This window comes from Roseibium sp. JB4-4, from assembly GCF_055693425.1.
On record NZ_CM146333.1, the window covers coordinates 1,232,025 to 1,249,826 of the forward strand.

Annotated in this window: 12 protein-coding genes and 2 pseudogenes; 1 reads left to right on the forward strand and 13 read right to left on the reverse strand. The window is 55.7% G+C overall.

Going from position 1 to position 17,802, the window contains the following annotated elements:
* Window positions 1–143 precede the first annotated feature (143 nt).
* Together smpB and dapA are read right to left on the reverse strand one after the other, a co-directional pair.
* Window positions 144–623, reverse strand: coding sequence for an SsrA-binding protein SmpB (gene smpB, locus ACZ1HV_RS05675; RefSeq protein WP_298820183.1), 480 nt, complete (start codon window positions 621–623; stop codon window positions 144–146).
* A gap of 43 nt (window positions 624–666) precedes the next feature.
* Window positions 667–1,545, reverse strand: coding sequence for a 4-hydroxy-tetrahydrodipicolinate synthase (gene dapA / locus ACZ1HV_RS05680; RefSeq protein WP_298958084.1), 879 nt, complete (start codon window positions 1,543–1,545; stop codon window positions 667–669).
* A gap of 358 nt (window positions 1,546–1,903) precedes the next feature.
* Between dapA and ACZ1HV_RS05685 the strand changes: the two genes are divergently transcribed.
* A complete protein-coding gene (locus ACZ1HV_RS05685) occupies window positions 1,904–2,833 on the forward strand; it encodes an alpha/beta fold hydrolase (protein ID WP_472717557.1) in 930 nt (309 codons plus the stop codon).
* 158 nt (window positions 2,834–2,991) lie between these two features.
* Here the strand turns inward: ACZ1HV_RS05685 and ACZ1HV_RS05690 are convergent, their stop codons facing one another.
* From ACZ1HV_RS05690 to phnD, 11 genes and pseudogenes are all read right to left on the reverse strand, one after another.
* Window positions 2,992–4,155 (reverse strand): porin, encoded by a 1,164-nt coding sequence (locus tag ACZ1HV_RS05690; RefSeq protein ID WP_298958088.1) that lies wholly within the window; start codon window positions 4,153–4,155, stop codon window positions 2,992–2,994.
* Window positions 4,156–4,663: 508 nt separating this feature from the next.
* Window positions 4,664–6,112 carry a penicillin-binding transpeptidase domain-containing protein gene (locus ACZ1HV_RS05695; RefSeq protein ID WP_472718406.1) on the reverse strand — a complete coding sequence of 483 codons (1,449 nt, stop codon included), beginning with the start codon at window positions 6,110–6,112 and terminating at the stop codon, window positions 4,664–4,666.
* A gap of 30 nt (window positions 6,113–6,142) precedes the next feature.
* Window positions 6,143–6,804: pseudogene (locus tag ACZ1HV_RS05700) on the reverse strand (transglycosylase domain-containing protein); the annotation flags it as partial.
* Between the two features lie 30 nt (window positions 6,805–6,834).
* On the reverse strand, window positions 6,835–10,296 hold the full coding sequence (locus tag ACZ1HV_RS05705; RefSeq protein WP_472717558.1) for an alpha-2-macroglobulin family protein: 3,462 nt from the start codon (window positions 10,294–10,296) through the stop codon (window positions 6,835–6,837).
* Window positions 10,260–10,592 (reverse strand): MG2 domain-containing protein, encoded by a 333-nt coding sequence (locus ACZ1HV_RS05710; protein WP_472717559.1) that lies wholly within the window; start codon window positions 10,590–10,592, stop codon window positions 10,260–10,262. The genes ACZ1HV_RS05705 and ACZ1HV_RS05710 overlap by 37 nt, the downstream gene beginning before the upstream one ends.
* 95 nt (window positions 10,593–10,687) lie before the next feature.
* Window positions 10,688–12,370 (reverse strand): annotated as a pseudogene (locus ACZ1HV_RS05715) (PAN domain-containing protein); the annotation flags it as partial.
* Between the two features lie 98 nt (window positions 12,371–12,468).
* Complete coding sequence (gene parA, locus ACZ1HV_RS05720) at window positions 12,469–13,110, reverse strand: ParA family partition ATPase (RefSeq protein WP_298816334.1); 642 nt, start codon at window positions 13,108–13,110, stop codon at window positions 12,469–12,471.
* A gap of 92 nt (window positions 13,111–13,202) precedes the next feature.
* Window positions 13,203–14,402, reverse strand: coding sequence for a lytic murein transglycosylase (locus ACZ1HV_RS05725; protein ID WP_472717560.1), 1,200 nt, complete (start codon window positions 14,400–14,402; stop codon window positions 13,203–13,205).
* Between the two features lie 155 nt (window positions 14,403–14,557).
* A complete protein-coding gene (phnE, locus tag ACZ1HV_RS05730; RefSeq protein ID WP_472717561.1) occupies window positions 14,558–15,895 on the reverse strand; it encodes a phosphonate ABC transporter, permease protein PhnE in 1,338 nt (445 codons plus the stop codon).
* Window positions 15,896–15,906: 11 nt separating this feature from the next.
* On the reverse strand, window positions 15,907–16,755 hold the full coding sequence (phnE, locus tag ACZ1HV_RS05735; RefSeq protein ID WP_298816331.1) for a phosphonate ABC transporter, permease protein PhnE: 849 nt from the start codon (window positions 16,753–16,755) through the stop codon (window positions 15,907–15,909).
* A gap of 73 nt (window positions 16,756–16,828) precedes the next feature.
* Complete coding sequence (gene phnD, locus ACZ1HV_RS05740; RefSeq protein ID WP_298816330.1) at window positions 16,829–17,746, reverse strand: phosphonate ABC transporter substrate-binding protein; 918 nt, start codon at window positions 17,744–17,746, stop codon at window positions 16,829–16,831.
* Window positions 17,747–17,802: the final 56 nt, after the last annotated feature.

Genomic DNA, 17,802 nt, shown 5'->3' on the forward strand with positions numbered 1-17,802 from the left:
ACAAGCTTTCAACAGGATTGCCGGTTGAAAGAGAAAAGGACAAACCACAGGAAAGTCACACGCCGTTCACAGCTTATCCTCAAGCTGATAACAGGTTGCGCACAGGCGTCATTCCAGTCCATTGAAATGAAAAATACTATCGCTTAGCCCAAGTTCTTCATAAGACGGGACTTTTCCCGTTGCCAATCACGCTTTTTCTCAGTCTCGCGTTTGTCATGAAGCTTTTTCCCGCGCGCAAGGGCCAGTTCAAGCTTTGCCCGGCCCTGAGCGTTGAAATACAGCTTGAGCGGGACAATGGTCTTACCTTCCTTTTGAACCGCTCCTGCGAGTTTTCCAATTTCACGCTTGTGCAACAATAACTTACGCGGTCGACGCGGCTCGTGATTGAAACGGTTGGCCTGAAGATATTCCGGAATATAGACGTTGTAGATCCAGATCTCTCCGCCATATTCAGCCGCGTAGGATTCAGCAATATTCGCCTTGCCGTTGCGCAGGGATTTCACTTCCGTGCCCTTCAGCTCAATCCCCGCTTCCAGCGTGTCCTCAATTTCAAAATTGAAACGGGCTTTCCGGTTGTCGGAGATAATCGTCCGTCCCGGTACGTCCCCCTTTTTCGGAGCCATTGTGTTCTTTCCAGGTGCGCGGCACCTTGTCTGTTACTTCCGATCAGTTGATCAAGCCTGCATGTGCCATTGCATCCCTGACTTCTGTCCTTGCGCCTTCCGATATCGGAACAAGCGGCAAACGAAGTTCCTCATCGATCTTGCCGAGCAGAGACAATGCGTATTTCGACCCGCCCGGGCTCGGTTCGAGGAACAACGCGCGATGCAAAGGAGCCAGTCGGTCTTGTAGCTCCAAGGCTTTCTTGTAGTCGCCTGCGAGCGTAGCTGCCTGGAATTCAGCGCACATACGCGGAGCAACATTGGCGGTTACGGATATGCAGCCGACGCCTCCGTGGGCGTTGAATGCAAGAGCAGAAATATCTTCGCCGGAAAGCTGAACGAATTCCGGGCCGCACAAATGCCGCTGACGGCTTGCCTTTGCCATGTCCGCAGTTGCGTCTTTGACACCTTTGATGTTTTGGCAGGTTTCGAAGAGCTCAGCCATTGTTTCCGGGGCCATGTCGATGATGGAGCGACCCGGGATGTTGTAGATGAAGATTGGAATACCGACCGCATCATTGACTGCTTTGAAGTGCGCTTTCAAACCGGCTTGATTTGGCTTGTTGTAGTAAGGCGTTACGACAAGGATTGCATTGGCGCCCGCCTTTTCGGCATGCTGTGCAAAATCAATAGCTTCAGTGGTGTTGTTTGACCCAGCCCCGGCCATCACAGGAACGCGGCCGGACGCTGCTTCGACACAGAGTTCAATCACACGCTTGTGCTCTTCATGAGTGAGCGTTGGGCTTTCACCTGTCGTGCCGACAGGAACAAGACCGGAGGAACCTTCCGAAATCTGCCAGTCGACAAAGTCCTGGAACCGTTTCTCGTCGAGCGCTCCATCCTTGAACGGCGTAATCAATGCTGGAATGGAGCCTTTGAACATTTCGGTTTCCTCTTGAACGGTCTGGTCAGACTTTCCAGATCGTACACTTACTGTTTTGAATGGAGGCGCAACATACTCATCTGCACGTCAAGGAGCAATGCTTGCCGCACCATTCCCAGCTTGCAAAACAACTTTTCTTGCCGCAATTGGATACTTCCAACTCATCAGGCGGTCAAAAAATTCCGAACGATTTCCAAATGAATGGAAACCCCAGCCCGTTAAGGCGCAAATCACAACCAAATTTCACCTGAAAAGAGCGCGGTCCCATCGTTGGTCTTTCGTTTGTCTGCTGGCAACTTCATTGAAAGGTCATTATCTTTCGCGGCAAACAGAATTGGAAACCCAGCAGGAGACGCTCATGGCTTCCGTGCCGCAAGAAGCACTGAATGGCGAGAATAATGATGATGCGCCTCAGCCCGACGAATTCTTCTGGAAGAGCCCTGATGGTTTGACGCTTGCTGGCAGAGAATGGCCACCATCTGCCAACGCGAATGAAATGCACAAAGCACCCATACCTGTTCTCTGCCTGCCTGGCCTTTCCAGAAATACCCGTGATTTCAATGAGATTTCCAATTTCCTTCAAAGAAAGGGACATCGCGTTATCGCGCTCGACTATCGCGGGCGCGGACAAAGCGATTGGGATCCGGATTGGCAAAACTATGCTCTTCCGATCGAGGAAAAGGATATCGACGCCGCCATTGACCACCTCAAGTTAAAACGTTTTGCGTTGTTTGGAACATCTCGTGGTGGCCTTCATGCGCTCGTTTTGGGCCTTCGTTACCCGGCAGATCGTATGGCGGCAGTCATCTTCAACGATGTTGGACCTCATATCGAAATGCGCGCAATCCACCGCATTGCAGCAACACTTGGTCACAACATGACCAGCGCCACTCTTGACGGGATCGCAGATGTGCTTGCACGAACACTTGGACCACAGTTTCCGGTGTTCGGAAAAGAATACTGGCTAAAAATGGCGGCGCAACTGGCCTCCGAACGCAATGGCGAGTTTGTTATGGACTATGATCCGGCACTCGCACGCCAGTTTGCAAGTCTGGACGATGCCGCTCCGGTTCCAGATCTCTGGCCTCTTTACGAAAACCTGTCAGACAGACCAGTTTTGATCCTGCGGGGTGAGCATTCAGATCTCCTGAGCACCGAAACATGCAAACGCATGCTCGATGTGCACCCCAACTCTCAGCTCAAAACGATCAATGGCCAGGGACACGCCCCGGTTCTCTGGGAACCGGACACTCACGAGACCGTCGCAGAATTTCTGAGCACGATCTGAGTTCTATTCCGGTCGGCAGGACCAAATTCGCGTAGATCTGTTACGCAATGCCATCTGACTGGAAGAGATCTGCACAGACTGGTTTTGATCAAACGTTCAAACAAAAAGAAACCCGGCGTTTCCGCCGGGTTTCTCATCAAACCTCGAGAGAGGGTTGATTAGAAGGTGCGCTGCAGGCGAACACCGAAGAGGAGTTCGTCAACATCGGAACCAGTGTTCGGGTCAGTGTTGGCGTAACCAACGTCAGCACCCATGATGAAGCCAGATACCGGCTCCCACTGTACGGAACCATCGATCGCCCAACGGGAGAAGTCGGTGAAGCCGTTAGCCTGATCGACGTCCATGTAAGAACCGTCGAGTGCCAGACCGATAGTGGAAGTTGCCTGGACGTATGCACCAGCTGACAGGGAGTAACCAGTGGAAGTACCGCTAGTTGCGCCGAAGTCAGAAACAGTCACGCCGCCTTCAGTGCTGCCTGCACCGATGTAGGACAGAGCGCCGTCAGCATAGAAGCCCTGGAAGTAGATGTTCGAACCGGAGTTGATCATCGGCAGGTTGAACTTCACACCAGCGCCGATTGCCCAACCGAGCTGATCGTCAGCACCGTTGTTGGTTGCGCCAGTCTGGTGAGCAGCAGCTGTGCTCGGGTAAACCTGGTGCAGAGCACCGGACAGCTGTGCAGAACCCCAGCCCTGGGAAACGCCAAGAGCAGCAACGACGTCCGGCATGCGGGTGCCGCCGTAAGAACCGACCTGACGGCCAGCCTGATCTTCAAGAGCGATCGTAGCGGAGAAACCGTTGCCGAAAGCTGCTGTGTAAGCGATCTGGTTCAGAGTTTCATCGGACCAGTCACGACCAACAACACCGACGAAAGCCTGACCGGTGAAGATGTCGAAGTTAGAACCGAGGTAACCAGCTGTGAGGCCGCCCCACTGGATGTAAGTGGAACCGAAGTCGAATACTTCGACGTCGTTGTCTACACGCTGAGACAGCTCAACATATGCACGCAGAGTACCGAACTCGGTTGCTGTACGAGCGTCGAGGTACAGGTAACCCTGTGTACGCCAGGAGTAACCGTCAGAGTCGCGAGTGCCCCAGTTACCATCGTCGAGAACGTTGTTCACGATGAACTGAGTACGAACACGGCCACCAACACGCAGGCAGGTTTCTGTGCCCGGGATGTAGTAGAAGCGTGCGCCGTATGCGTCACAGATACGAACGTAGTCGACCGGCTCCGGAGCAACCGGAAGATCGGCAGCCTGAGCGGTGGCAGCAGTTGCAACTGCAGCAGCGCCGAGCATCATGCCCTTAAAGAGTTTCATTTTTGACCTCCAATCAGTCATATCAATCGGTACTAAACAGAAGCACCATTGTCCCCGCGAATTATGTCTGTGTTTGCTACCGACCGGAGGTTGGACGTCCGAGGTGTGCAAACCAGTGCGGCGCGAAGCCGCTCGCAAATGTGACCATACGCATCCAGCATCGCGGTTCAACACAGAATGCGGTTCCCCCAACCCTCTGAGCCTGTTTTCAAAAACCGGTGTTGCGCGAATGTCACAAAATCGGTGGTGAAATTTAGGAACTGTTAGGAAATAGGCGCGGTTCCGCCCCTAAAATGGGTTTTCAATGAGCAAGGCTTCTAAGGTGGTTTCGGGATTTTCGGTCAATGCGGGGAATCGAATCCGCTTCAAACAGGCCATCGTCACCCACGGGAACCACACGAACAGAGCCAGAGCGATTCACGCAGCAACACAATTGGCTGTCTCAGAATCAGAAAGCCGCGCAGTCCTCGGATCGAACGGGTTCATAAGTTGCGCGTGACACCAGCGGCTATCGAAGCAGAACCGTCACCTTGTCACTGCGACCTGATCTGTCCAGAACGGTCACCTCGGTAAAGCCTGGTCCATCCGGTTGCCAGACCAGCTGTTGGCGACGCATTTTTTCCGGCAATGGCCGTCCATTGATCAAGACCGAATAAGGTGCCTTGCCCCCTTTCAGTTTCACCACCAAAGGCTGAACCTGCAAACTTGGCACCCCGTTCCTGGTTAAGCCCAGGTCCAGCTCCGCGCCGTCCGGCGGAAAGGCGATGCGAAGACCTTGGTTTCTAGAATCGCGGTGTTGAGAATCTGGCAATCGCGCATACCGCAAAGGCACGGGCACTTCGCGTTGCGCTAGCCGGGCGACGTCTGCCGGGGCATCTCGCATCGGAACTCTATCAGGCCCCAGCTTCTGAAAGACCTCAAACAAGATAGGGACCGCCGCTGAAGCGCCGGTTTGACCAGGCACCGGCGTGCCATCCGGTCGACCAACCCAAACGGCCACAACATAACGACCGTCAAATCCTGCCGCCCAGGCATCCCGGTATCCGTAAGCCGTCCCGGTCTTATAGGCGATGTGAGAAGTCTCGGCGCTTTGTGTCTGAGGAAGACCTGTCAAAATATCGCTGACCATCCAGGATGCTTTCCCGGACAGGAACCTCTGTGTTCCCTGAACACTGCTTTCAGCCTTGCAATCTGTTCGGCAGGTCGTGAGTTCAATGGGAACTCCTCCCCTTGCCAACGCTGCATAAGCCTGGGCCAGGTCCTTCAGAGTGATGCCAACCCCACCCAGACTGATCGCAAGGCCTGGGGCAACATCCCTCTTCAGCACAGGACGAACACCTGCACGTTTCAAACGCGCGATCAACCGTGCCGGACCGACCGCCTCGAGCAACTGAACGGCCGGAGTATTGAGCGACAGCTGTAATGCTTCACGCAATGTGACGGTGCCTTGATAGGCCTGATCGAAGTTTGTCGGCTGATAGCCGCTGATATCGATTGCCCGGTCCACGATAAGGCTTTGAGGCAATCCGATGCCTTCTTCAAATGCGAGTCCGTAAATAAAGGGCTTGAGGGTCGAGCCTGGTGAGCGGACAGCTCGTGTCATATCCACGTGCCCGAGACGCCCGCCGTTGAGCATATCCGGAGCACCGATCCGGGCGACGATCTCGCCACTTTGATGATCCGCGACAATAATCGACGCCGAAATTGGCGCCGGTAATGCCGTCACCTTTCGGCGTGCCAGTTTTTCAAGTGCAGCCTGAAGATCTCTGTCCAGGGTCAGATTGTGCTCGGACCGGGCCGGATTGCCGGATCGTGCTTCCCTGCTCTCGTGAGGGGCCAGAAACGGCATGTCGTATCGCCTGGCGCGAACAGGCTCGGCCATCGCCGACACCGTTTCGTCCCTGGTTAGGACGCCTGCCTCAAGCGCTCGCCTCAACACTCTGTTGCGGGCTTTCATTGCATTGTCAGCAAAGCGGTCCGGACGCCGGGCTTCAGGGCTTTGCGGGAGAGCGACCAGCAGGGCGGCCTGCGCCGGCGTCAACCGCTTAGGTTCCTTGCCAAACCATGTCAGGCTTGCAGCCCGCACCCCTCAAGGTTGCCACCGAACGGAGCCCTGAGCGCGTAAAAGTGCAGGATGTCTTCTTTTGAATAAGCCTGCTCGAGCTGCACTGCTTTCAAAAACTGCTCGTATTTGCGCTTCAGCGACCGTGTCGGTCTTTCGTCCAGCAACCTGGCAACCTGCATCGTCAACGTGGAGCCACCGGAAACAATTTGCCCCTGGCGCAAGCTTGCAAGTACCGAGCGCAACAGCGCCCTGAAGTCGATCCCGTTGTGCCGGTGGAAGCGCTGGTCTTCGAATGCGAGCAGCATCTTGATGTAAAGCGGGTCGAGGTTTTCAAGTTCGACCGGTAGCCGCCATTTGTCATCAAGGCTGGTAAAGGCCCTCAGAAGCCTGTCCTGCCTGTCCAGCACGACAACAGAAAGCGGCAGGTCACCCACTGCCGGCAATGGCGGCAAGGCTCGATAGTCGGCCTGGACTTTCAAAATCCCGCACATCGCGAGTGACGCAACACCGATGCTGGCAGCAACAAACCGCTGCCCGGCTTTGCGCCAGGTTTGTCGATGGCGAACGTTAAGCAAGCCAGGCATGTTCCTATCGCCCTGCCGCCAATGACTTTGTCACCTTGTTGGGCCCAGAACGGTGAAGCGGCCTGTTGCCGTGACCGCTCGGCGATCCGGCCGGTACATATCCTCAACGGACGCCGGCGGGTGAGCAAATTCACCCGGCGTTGCCGCGCGCGCCAGATAGGCAAAACTCATTTCCTGACCATTTTGCCGTGTCTGGTCGATCGCAACTTCGAACCTGTCACTATAAAAAGCACTGTGCTCCGGCCGATCAATCATCGAAAGGAAAGACAGGCCACCGAGATCGCCTGAACGGACAAGTCTGGGATTGTCGATCGCCAGTCCCGCAGGCAACCTGTCAACCACCATCAACCGGCCCGGCTGATCAGTCAGCGCACGAACTGTGACGACGACGGCAACACGGGTGTTTACGGGGACAGCTGAAGTATCGATCTCATTGCCGTCGAGATCATAGATCTTCCGTTCGACCGCGTAGTCCGTGCCTCCTGCAGGTTCCGGCGTCAGAGGCTGTCCTGCAACCGAGACAAGCAGATCTGTTTCATCGGCACCGTTGTTAGTAACATTGACGGGAGTGTTGGAAATGGCGTCGCCCGCAAACGACCATGCCAATCGGCCGGGCGTTTCATTTCCATCAACGGATATCCGGGCCTCTTCAGCCGACTGGTTCAATGCCTGGGCTGCAAGCAGCAGCCAGGCCATATCCTGGGTCGAGCGTCCACCCGTTCGTGCCTGCGCTGATTTCAGCGCAGCCAATGCATCTTCCTTCAGTTTTTCTCCCATCGAGGCCGAGACCACGTAGTCGGTGACACCTGCACTGTCACGCAGGATTGACCCGTAGTCGGACCGGTAAGTCTGCTTCTTCTCGCGCGGAAGTGCCGAGATCGCGGCAAGAAAACCCGTCGCAGCCCGTTCCTGCTCACCATAGAGGGCAAGGCTTGCGGCCACCTGAGCCTTGGCAAGCGGCGTGGCGAAGCTTTGCAGCTTCGCATCGAGGTAATAGCGAAGGTCGCCCATGGAAGCCCGTCCGTTCCGCGCCAGGACATAGAGCGAATAAGCAATGCCCTCGCCGCCGTCCTGGAAATCGGAAGCATATGCCAACTGGTTCTCCAGATTGTCGAGCGCGGTCGTGAAGGCAAGATCAGGAACCCGGAAGCCTTTCTCTTTTGCGCGCGTCAGGAAATCTGTGACATAGGCATCCAGCCAGGTATCGCCGTCGCCATAGCTGTTCCAAAGCCCGAAATCACCGGATGCGGATTGGTTGGCCAAAACTGCGGCTATCGCCTTCACGACACGTTCCCGGATGGCACTGTCACCACCAAGGCCGGCCGCTTCCGCCACTTCACTCAGATAGAGCAAGGGCAATGCGCGGCTTGTCGTCTGTTCGGTACAGCCATAGGGATACCGATCGAGCGCCGCCAGCAATCCTGCAATATCAATGCTTGCAGCGCCGCCGGCACTCAGCGTGACATCGACCGTGTCAGCGCGCAAACCGTCAAACGTGTCCGGGCTGAGTGTCAAACTGCCACCGGACGCCAGCTGAAACGATGATCTGCGAACCACTTCAGGCTGAGTATCCTTCACGTCCAGACCGAGGCGTTTGACATATACCTTGCCGTCGGGCCCCGTAAGCGAGGCGACAATTTCCGATCTGATGGGGGATGACCCGGCAGACACAGGCAGAAGCGAAAGTGTCTTCTTGCCGGTTTCAAGATCAATGGTGCGTGTCTGACGGTCAGTGCCGCCTTCAAGTGCCAATCCATCGGCAACGGAAACGTCCAGTTCATAGGAGCCGGACACGCCGTCGACATTGTCAATTTCAAGTGCGAGACGCGATTGATCGCCGGGTGCAAGGAATGCCGGTGCGCTTGCAGTCATCACGACCGGTGAGCGGACCTCAACTTCCTGGTCCGCGTGGCCAACGCCGTCCTTGCTCCAGGCAACCGCCATGAGTTTGAGGGCACCGTTGAATGCCGGCACATCGAACGAAACAGTGACTTCACCGTCCGCGCCAACTTCAACCAGACCGGAAAACAAAGCAACCGGTTCATCATCAGGCGGCGGCGCATCCAGGCGCAGGGCCATGGCATCGCCGCCCGACCTCACCCGGCCAAGCGTGCCGGCAGTCCGGTCAATAAGCTGACCATAAAGATCTCTGATATCCGTGCCGAGACGACGTTGGCCGAAATACCATTTTTCCGGATCCGGCGTCTCGAATGCAGTCAGGTTCAAAATACCGACATCCACCGCCGCGACAGTGACATAAGCTTGCGTACCTGCCTGAAGATTGGCCAGTTTGATCGGTACATCCAACGTCGTTTCCGGCAGGATCCTATCGGGCGCTGAAAGCTCTACATCAATTGCGCGCGCACCTGGATCGACTTTCAGCCAGGACAGGCCCATTGAACGCGAAGGCATCCGGTTCTGATCGAGGTCCATGGGCCTATAGAGACTTGCCGTGACATAGGCGCCAGCACCCCAGTCATCGCTGACAGGTATCTCGACTTCCGTTTCAGCCGCGTCGACTTCAATCGATCGGCTGGATACAAGCCCGCCGGAAACCACATTAATGACGGCAATCCCTGACGTTTGAGGCTTCAGCCTGAGCTTTGCGGTGTCGCCGGGCCTGTAAGAACTCTTGTCGAGGCCGACATCCAGATAGTCTGGTGTCTCCGAAGTCGCATCTGCTGTGTACCAACCAGCATCGAACGTTACAGAGCTTGAGGTTTGCAAATCACCACCGCCCTGGATGTCGAGACTGTACTCACCCCACTCAACCGGGAGCGACAACCGTGCCGGCTGTCCGGCCAGGACGTCAAGATAACCGCTGGACACACGCCGTGTCGTGGTGATCGGCTCATAATTCCACCGACCGTCAACACGGTACCACTGGTATCGACGATCTACTTTCGAAAGCGTCCAGGTGAGACCTTCCGCGCTTTGTTCCGCGCCATCGCCATTGACCACGATGACTGTGAAGTCCGCAGGTCCGCCTTCATCGACACCGCCATCGAAGGCGGGCTTGATTCCAATGCGCGGTCCATCGAGCGCGACGGACAATTCAAGATCGCGCTCCACATAGCGACCACCGGCCTCCACCAGTCTGGCGACCAGTTGGCCGTCATACAACTGCGTGGTATCCGCCAACTCCGGAAGCGTCACATCAAAGGACAGCTTTCCGTCAGCGTCGGTCTTGAGGCCCGAGGGAAGGCTGCGGCGTTGCGTGTAAACCTCGCTGTCTTCCAAACCAAAACGATACCCGGGGAAAGCCTTGAGCGATCGTGTCGGTTTGACAATGACATCGCCTTCCAGCGTCTGACCACTTGCCGGTGAGCCATAAAGGAATTTGGCATCAAGCGAGACAGCCGTCGGTTCGGTGCGACTGAAGGCTGTTGCCGAAGTCGAAAGGTCGAAATCGACCCTTTCGGGCTGGTAGTCCTCAACCAGGAAGGTCTCCTGGCTCAGTGCGCTTGCCTTGGGGTCGGAAAAACCTCCCAAGACCAGATGCCCTGTTGGGCCGAAGCACTCAAAGTCAGGTCTTGAAGGTGCCCGCCCAATCCGCTGTCATTGACCGTAAAGCGAGCATGCTCGACACCGTCCGGACGGTTGAAGACAAAGGTAAGTGGGAATTCTTCCTGCGCGACGGCTTTGGAATTGCGCAAGAGCGCCTGCGCATGGACGGTTTCACCGGCTTTGTAGATGCCGCGTTCTGTCCAGGCGAAAACGTCCAATGGCCCTGGCGCAGGCCGACCTTCAACGCCGCGGTCCGACAAATCGAAAGCCGGTTTGCGCAAATCAAGGAAAGAATAATCCCCTTCGTCGGTCTCCGCGACCAGAACACCGGGTGCCAGCCCCCGCGTCCGCGGGTCAATCCCGCTTCAAATTCAGCAAACCCGTCGGCGTTGGTGACCACCTCACCCAGGATTTCGTTGTTGACGGCGAGCAGGCGCACCTTGACGCCTTCAAGCGCGGCAGCCGTGGTCAAGGAACGGATATTTGCGGCCACACCATTGTCGCCACTTAAAGCCGTCAACCCGAGATCGGATACCAGAAACCACTGTGTGGCCAGAGCACTCCAGCGGTTTTGAAGATCCAATTTCGAGCGGGCTGTCATTGCGTAGACACCCGGCTCCAGTTCAATTCCGGTCTCCGAAAGAGGTATGGCAGTCGTAATATCGACATTCAGTTCGTTTTCAGTCTCGACAATTCCGGTCCAGACTTTTTCACCCAGCTCGTCTTCAATCTGCTCGGCTTGATAGGAATCGAGCTGGCGCAAAAACTTGTTGTCTCTCAGAATGTCCGCGATCGTCCTGTTCCCGACCCGGTAAACTGACGCCTCAACCTCCGCAGTATTGACCGAAATGATGGGGATCGTCGGGTTGCCGCCAGCAGGCAGGACGTAGGAGCGGCTGAGGAAATTGACCGACGGCGAACGGTCTTTCACATAAACGGATAGATCTGCGGATCTTTCCAGCTTTTCTCCGTCAGCGGCAGGCAATCCGCTACGAGCCGTAATCTTGTATCTTGCACCGTGCTTCAAGCCGTCGGCACAGATCTGATTGTCGTTTGCTTCAATCGAAGCAGTCCCCTCGCCGATGACGCTGACATAAGGGCTCATGTCTTCGCCGAGAGCCAGCTTTTGTGAAAAGACGAGGCAGATCCTGGGTGACACGCTGTCGGAATCAACCACGTGATCGACAATCCGGAAGCCATGTTTGGCAATCAGGTCATCATAGCGGCGGCGCAGATTAGCGTTTTCTTCGAGCGCCAAGGACGCACGAAGGGCCTTGATTGCTGTTTTGAATTCGTTGCGGCGCTCAAATGTTCTGCCTAAGATGTCGAGCGAGAACGCCCTTTCATTGGTGCTGACAGAGCGCAGATACGCATTGATCGCTGCCGAGATGGCATTCTTCTGTTTGGTTTCCTTTGTTTGCCAATCTTCTGGGTTCTGCAGCAAAAGTGCCGTCGTCAGGCTGGTCCAGCCCTCGTAGTCACCCGGCTCCAGCAAAAGCAATTGAAGGAAATCGCTTTCCGCCAACGCGCCATTTCGGTTGTTCAGCGCAGCAAGTCCGTTGCGACGATTCACGTCAGCGCTCTGGCCATTACCACGGACCGAATTTTCAATCTGCAGCGAATAGGTTTTTGCGCTCTCGAGTTGAGATTGCGGCACGAAATTCAGTTCCGCCCGACGATCGGCACTCATATCGGCTCGCGGCGCCTGCACCGCCACCACACGCCCGGCGATCGCACCTGAAAAACTCTGGAGTTCACCGAAATCTGTCTTGAGGAAACACCAGCCTGCAGAGGTGTTGAATGTAAAGGCCCGGCACTGGTTGTCCTGCAGACAAGCCGATTTGCATCCGTCCAGATCGACGTCCTTGACCGTTCGGTAATCGCTGCCGAAGAAGTCGGCATCATCGATTGTGACGATGCGTTTGTCCTGGGCACTTGCTGCGTCCGGCTGCAATCCGCCAAAGAGCAGCAGCGTTGCCAAAACAGCTGTGCGGATGCGGGCAGTATCTTTGTTTGATTTCAGAAGTTTATGTTTAAAAACAAGCGAAAAAATAGACATGGCCAATCCTCCGGGGCCTATAATTTTCTCTATCAAGGCACCGGAACGTGACAAGGACAAGGCAAATTTTTGAAGAGTGACGACTGACAAGGCCTGCGTCAGCCGATCCTGTTCACGAGTTCCTCAATCAATGAAGCAACTTCTTGTGCCGCTTTGCTGCTCGGCGCATCTTCAGTTACGGCACACCCCCGGCCCATGGCCGATGCAAAAACCGTCCGGTTTCCCAGACGGGCACTCAGTGTGTCGTAACCTGATTCCGCAATCGCCTCGGCCATCTCGCCTGTCAGCGAAGCTCGTGGCGGCACTCTGTTGAGCACAAGCAGTGCCGGTGTGTCTTCTCTGGCTGCCAGTTCAATCGTCTGTGATGTCGCCCACAGGTCCACCGGCGTTGGCTGTATCGGAACAATAACAAAATCAGCGGCGTCTATGGCCGGCTTTGCGTCCGTGTCTGTTTTCGGAGGTGTATCGATGATGACATAGCCATGCGATCTTGCCAGAGACCTTGCCTCCCGGCGCGCGCCCCACCCGGAAGCAGTGCGAAACTCCAGACCGGTCTCATCCTCGCCATAAGATTCCTCCCGGGCTTCATACCAAGTTCCGAGAGTTCCCTGCGGATCCACATCCAGAATTGCAACCGGCTCACCAGATTGTTTTGCCAGAGCAACGGCCAGGTGAGCTGCCAGTGTGGTTTTTCCCGAGCCGCCTTTTTGTTGCGCAACTGTCAATATCCGACCGGACATGGCGAACCTCCAAGTTTCCGGCTCAATATTGCGTTGCAAAATACTGCAGCGCAACAAGGCAATTCGATTTAGCGCTGAACAAACGCCTCGATCTAGCGCCCGCCAAGTGCGTAATAGACGTTCCAGGACGGACGACCAGTGACAGGCATACCGTATTTAGCTTCGGCTTTGCGGATGCCTTCGCGGGTGGCCGGACCGACTTTTCCGTCTGCCTCACCTACATTAAAGCCGTTTTTGTTCAAGAGCTTCTGAAGCTCCAGCCGCTGCGCCCTCGACAATCCCGGATTGTTTGTCGGCCAAGGTGTCTTGAACGGGTCACCACCAGCAACGAGTTCCGATAGCAGGGCAATCGCCATGCCGTATGACGTTGACGCGTTATAAGATCGCAGTGCACGAAAGTTCCTTGTGACGAGGAAGCCAGGCCCTTTGGCACCCGCTGGCCGGATAAGAGCTGCCTCCAGCTTGCCGGACAGTTTGCCACCATCAATCCTTGTTAAACCGCGTTTGTTCCAAGTTGCCAGCGACGCATATTTTTTACGGCCCGAAGGACCGGAATAGCTGCCCGGCACCTTCACTTCAATGCCCCACGGGCGGCTATCGCGCCAACCGGCGTTCTTCAAGAAATTCGCAGTCGACGCCAATGCGTCCGGCACGGAGTTCACGAGATCCTTGCGGCCATCCCCATCAAAGTCCACAGCCAGGCTGTTGTATGTGCTCGGCATAAACTGTGTCTGGCCGAATGCACCTGCCCAGGACCCCCTGAAATCGTTGATCGGCACGTCCCCGCGAGACGCGATCTGCAGGGTCTTGATCAGCTCACCACGGAAATACTTTTGACGGCGTTTGCCCGCGCACGCCAGTGTCGCCAAGGCATGGGGAGTATAAAAATCTCCTCTGAACTGGCCATAGTCGCTTTCGATGCCCCAGACGGCGAGCACCACATGACGGTTGACGCCATATTTTTTCTCAATGGCGGACAAAGTATTGCGGTGTTTCTTGAGGTTTTTCTTTCCGTCGTCAATCCGCTTGGCGTCCACCAGAAACGCCATATAGTCCCAGATCTCGGTCTTGTATTCCGGCTGTGACGTGGAGAAACGAATGACTTTCTCGTCGTAGTTGGCGCCGGAGAGCATACGGTCGGCAATTTCCGGTTTAACGCCAGCTGAAACAGCCTGCTTTTTCAAGGATGCGACACAGCTCTCGATCGCATGTGCAGAGACGGTCATGCCCGTCACGAGTATTCCGGCCCCAACAGCCGCGCTTGTCCAAGTCTTCCAAAAACCTTGCTGCATCGCCCGCTCCGCCAGCTCTGATTCCTTGAGGGAACGCTGACACGGTAGCGCGACGGAAATGCGGCAAAAAGATGCGAACAACAGTTTTCAAGCAAAATCAGGGCAAACAACGTCATCAGTTGGCCGACTTGTCGTTCTTCTGTGCCGGCGTCCGACTATTTTCCTTCGATCAGTTTTCGCCGGAGCCAGCTCGATGTCTGGTCCATGATGATCACAACGACTATGGTCAAAATGATGATATAGCTTGTATTTTCCCAGTCTCGAGACGTTTTCATTGTCTCAACGAGCATCAACCCGATACCGCCTGCCCCAAGAGCCCCGATGACCGTTGCCGAACGGGTGTTCGATTCCAGGTAATAAAGGACCTGTGAAACGAAAACCGGCAGGATCTGCGGGATCACCCCAAACCGGTAGCGCTGTAACTGACTAGCGCCTGTCGCGCGCACGCCTTCCACCTGCTTGTTGTCGATATTCTCAAGCGCTTCTGAGAAAAGCTTTCCAAGAGAGCCGGTGTCGGTAAACGCAATAGCCAAAGCACCTGTGAGTGGACCAAGGCCAAAAGCGCGAATGAAGATCAGCGACCAGATCAGCATGTCGATACCTCGCAGGAAGTCGAACAGCCGGCGAGTACCGAAACGAAGGATCTTGGAGGGCGTGAAATTCCGGGCAGCCAGAAAGGCCAGCGGCAAGCCGAAAAAAGCTGCCGTCAAGGTGCCGAGCACCGCCATCATGATGGTTTCAAAAAGAGCTATAAACACTTCACCATGCTGCCAGTCCGGATTGTCCAGGAATTCGTGCATGATGTACGACATGTTGGACTGAGCAGGATCGAGACGCTCGTTCGACAGGGCGATTGCCCAGAGCTGACTGAACGGCATGCCATGCAGTTCCGATGTGAACGGAAACCAAAAATTCTCCCAGCCACCGAAATAATTGTGCACCTCAATCTTGGTTCGAGTCACCTGCACACGCCGGTCGAGGGTTGGTCGGGCGTCGAACTTTTTCGGATTGTCCCTGAGCCACTCAGGCACGGGGCCGGACGGTAGCTCGGTGTTGACACCGCTGTTGGTGGCAGTGACCTTGATGACGCCATAGTCCGGGACGTCGAATTCCATCACCTTGCCGGTGATAGCGACCGAATAGCCCTCGCCCAAATCAACGAAAGCATTTGTCCCTTCAACCTCGACCCAATCGGGTAGCTGGTTGATTTCATACGTTGCGCGTCGTTCACCTTCTATCGAGACTTCCATGATGTCACGGCGAAGCAGCTTGGTGACGTGAACTTTGTAGGCCACCGAGTCAGTCGCCAGGATTGCCGCCCGCTCGGGCTGAGCCTTCGACAACAGTTGCGGGACACCGAACGCAAACCAAGTGTAAACGAGGTAAAGACAGACGACGACAGGAGCGGCGACTGTAATCCATGCCCTTCGGCGGACATTCTGAAACACCGTGTTGCGATCAAAAACCGGTTCGTTGAACGTGTCGTAAGCCATCTTCAACCTCCTCAGTGCGCCCGGCCTGCGCCGACAAGCTTGCCGCGAAGGTAAGAGGACAGTTGGTCAATCATCATGATCGTGAAAAAGAGCAGAACGAAAATGGCTGCTGTCTCGTCGCCGGCTCCCTTACCCCAGCCGATTGTCCGGCGTAACTCCTGTCCGATGCCACCTGCACCGACAAAGCCAAGAATGGCCGAAGCGCGCACATTGATTTCAAGGCGCAGCAGGAAGTAGCTGAGATAGTTGGGGGCCACCTGAGGCATCACAGCGTAGCGAATGCGCTGCAGCCAGTTGGCGCCGCAGGCAGACAGGCCCTCGATCGGCTTGCGGTCGATGTTTTCATTGACCTCGGAGAAAAGCTTGCCCAGCGCGCCGGCCGTGTGAAAGGCGACCGCGATCATGGCTGGCACCGGGCTGGACCCAAGAACAAAGATCAAAAAGAGCGCGATGATAAGTTCGGGAAAGGCGCGCATAATATCCATCATGCGGCGCACTACGGGTATGAGCGGTCCCCAGCTGTCGACATTGCGTGTCGAGGTCATCGCCAGAACCACGGCCATAGCGCCACCAATCAGAGTGGCAACAGCTGCAATGTTGAGTGTTTCTAGCATTGCGGGAATGAATTGAATGATCAGGCCGAAAAATGCAGGTCCGGCTTCCCAGGCCTCGACGACAATTTCACCGGGATAGTCAAAGAACTTCGTCAGGCCTTGCAGGAAACCGCCGGAATTCATCTCGTTTGATTTCGAGTAACCGGACATAAGCACGGCAACGACCAGCAGCAGCCCGATCAGGGAGTAAAGCTGGCGTCGTTTGCGCAGTGTCAGGATTTCCTGTTCGAGTGCGGCAACAGCCATTTCAAGATCCTTCGAGGAAGTCATAGAAAACGCGGGCCGGAAACCGGCCCGCGTTCGGGTTCAGAAGAACCGCTTAGTTCTTGTTCTTGGCCTTACGAGCTTCGACAATATTTACGTAAGCTTCGTGTGTGATCGGCATGAAACCCTTGGTCTCACCGGCAGCGATGTTGTAGGCGCAATCCGGGTCGATAGAGTTCAGGGACGCGATTAGACCGGTCATCTTGATCTTGACGTCTTCCGGCAGTTTCTTGGACAGAACGATCGGGCCTTCCGGGATCACCGGGGACTGCCAGATCTGACGCAGTTCGGTCATGTCGACCAGACCGGCGTCGGAAGCCTTGCGCAGAGCGCCGGAGTTGTAACCGTCTTCCCACTCACCGAGGCCGTCGGCCCAGGTCACACCGGCATCGATGTCGCCGTTGGAAACAGCAACGATGGTCTGCTCGTGACCACCGGTAAAGACGACGTCACCAAAGTATTCGCCAGCCTTCATCGGATAGCCTTCCTGCGGAATGGCGATGGAAGGGATCAAATAACCGGAAGTGGAGTTCGGATCACCAAAGCCGAAAACCTTGCCCTTCATGTCTTCGAGCGAATTGATCTCGCTGTCGTTGCGGGCAAAACCGATGGAATAGTAACCGTAGCCGCCGTCAACGTTGACCTTGATGAGAACCGGATCAACAGCTTCCGGATCGGTCAGGTAGACTTTTGCGTAGCTGGAAGCGCCGAGCCAGGCCAGGTCGAGGTTGCCGCCGAGCAGGCCTTCGATAACGCCATTGTAGTCAGCCGGTGCGAACAGCTTGACCGGCACGCCGAGAAGGTCAGCGGTTTTCTGCTCAAGGCACTCATAGGCGCGCAGACGATCAGAGGCGTTTTCGCCACCCAGGATGCCGATACGGAATTCGGTGATTTCTTCAGCACCTGCGACAGATGCATTCAGAGCGATCATGCTGACTGCAGCAAGCGCAGCAACTTTAGCAACGATTTTCATGTGGGACACTCCCCGAGAGTTCTCGATCTTGATGACGTTTAAGGGTGTGCAGCCGG

Coding starts and splice junctions, on each gene's coding strand:
- ACZ1HV_RS05690 (WP_298958088.1), bottom strand. CDS start 4,155: ATGAAACTCTTTAAGGGCATGATGCTCGGCGCTGCTGCAGTTGCAACT.
- ACZ1HV_RS05685 (WP_472717557.1), top strand. CDS start 1,904: ATGGCTTCCGTGCCGCAAGAAGCACTGAATGGCGAGAATAATGATGAT.
- phnE (WP_298816331.1), bottom strand. CDS start 16,755: ATGGCTGTTGCCGCACTCGAACAGGAAATCCTGACACTGCGCAAACGA.
- dapA (WP_298958084.1), bottom strand. CDS start 1,545: ATGTTCAAAGGCTCCATTCCAGCATTGATTACGCCGTTCAAGGATGGA.
- phnE (WP_472717561.1), bottom strand. CDS start 15,895: ATGGCTTACGACACGTTCAACGAACCGGTTTTTGATCGCAACACGGTG.
- phnD (WP_298816330.1), bottom strand. CDS start 17,746: ATGAAAATCGTTGCTAAAGTTGCTGCGCTTGCTGCAGTCAGCATGATC.
- ACZ1HV_RS05725 (WP_472717560.1), bottom strand. CDS start 14,402: ATGCAGCAAGGTTTTTGGAAGACTTGGACAAGCGCGGCTGTTGGGGCC.
- parA (WP_298816334.1), bottom strand. CDS start 13,110: ATGTCCGGTCGGATATTGACAGTTGCGCAACAAAAAGGCGGCTCGGGA.
- smpB (WP_298820183.1), bottom strand. CDS start 623: ATGGCTCCGAAAAAGGGGGACGTACCGGGACGGACGATTATCTCCGAC.
- ACZ1HV_RS05695 (WP_472718406.1), bottom strand. CDS start 6,112: ATGAAAGCCCGCAACAGAGTGTTGAGGCGAGCGCTTGAGGCAGGCGTC.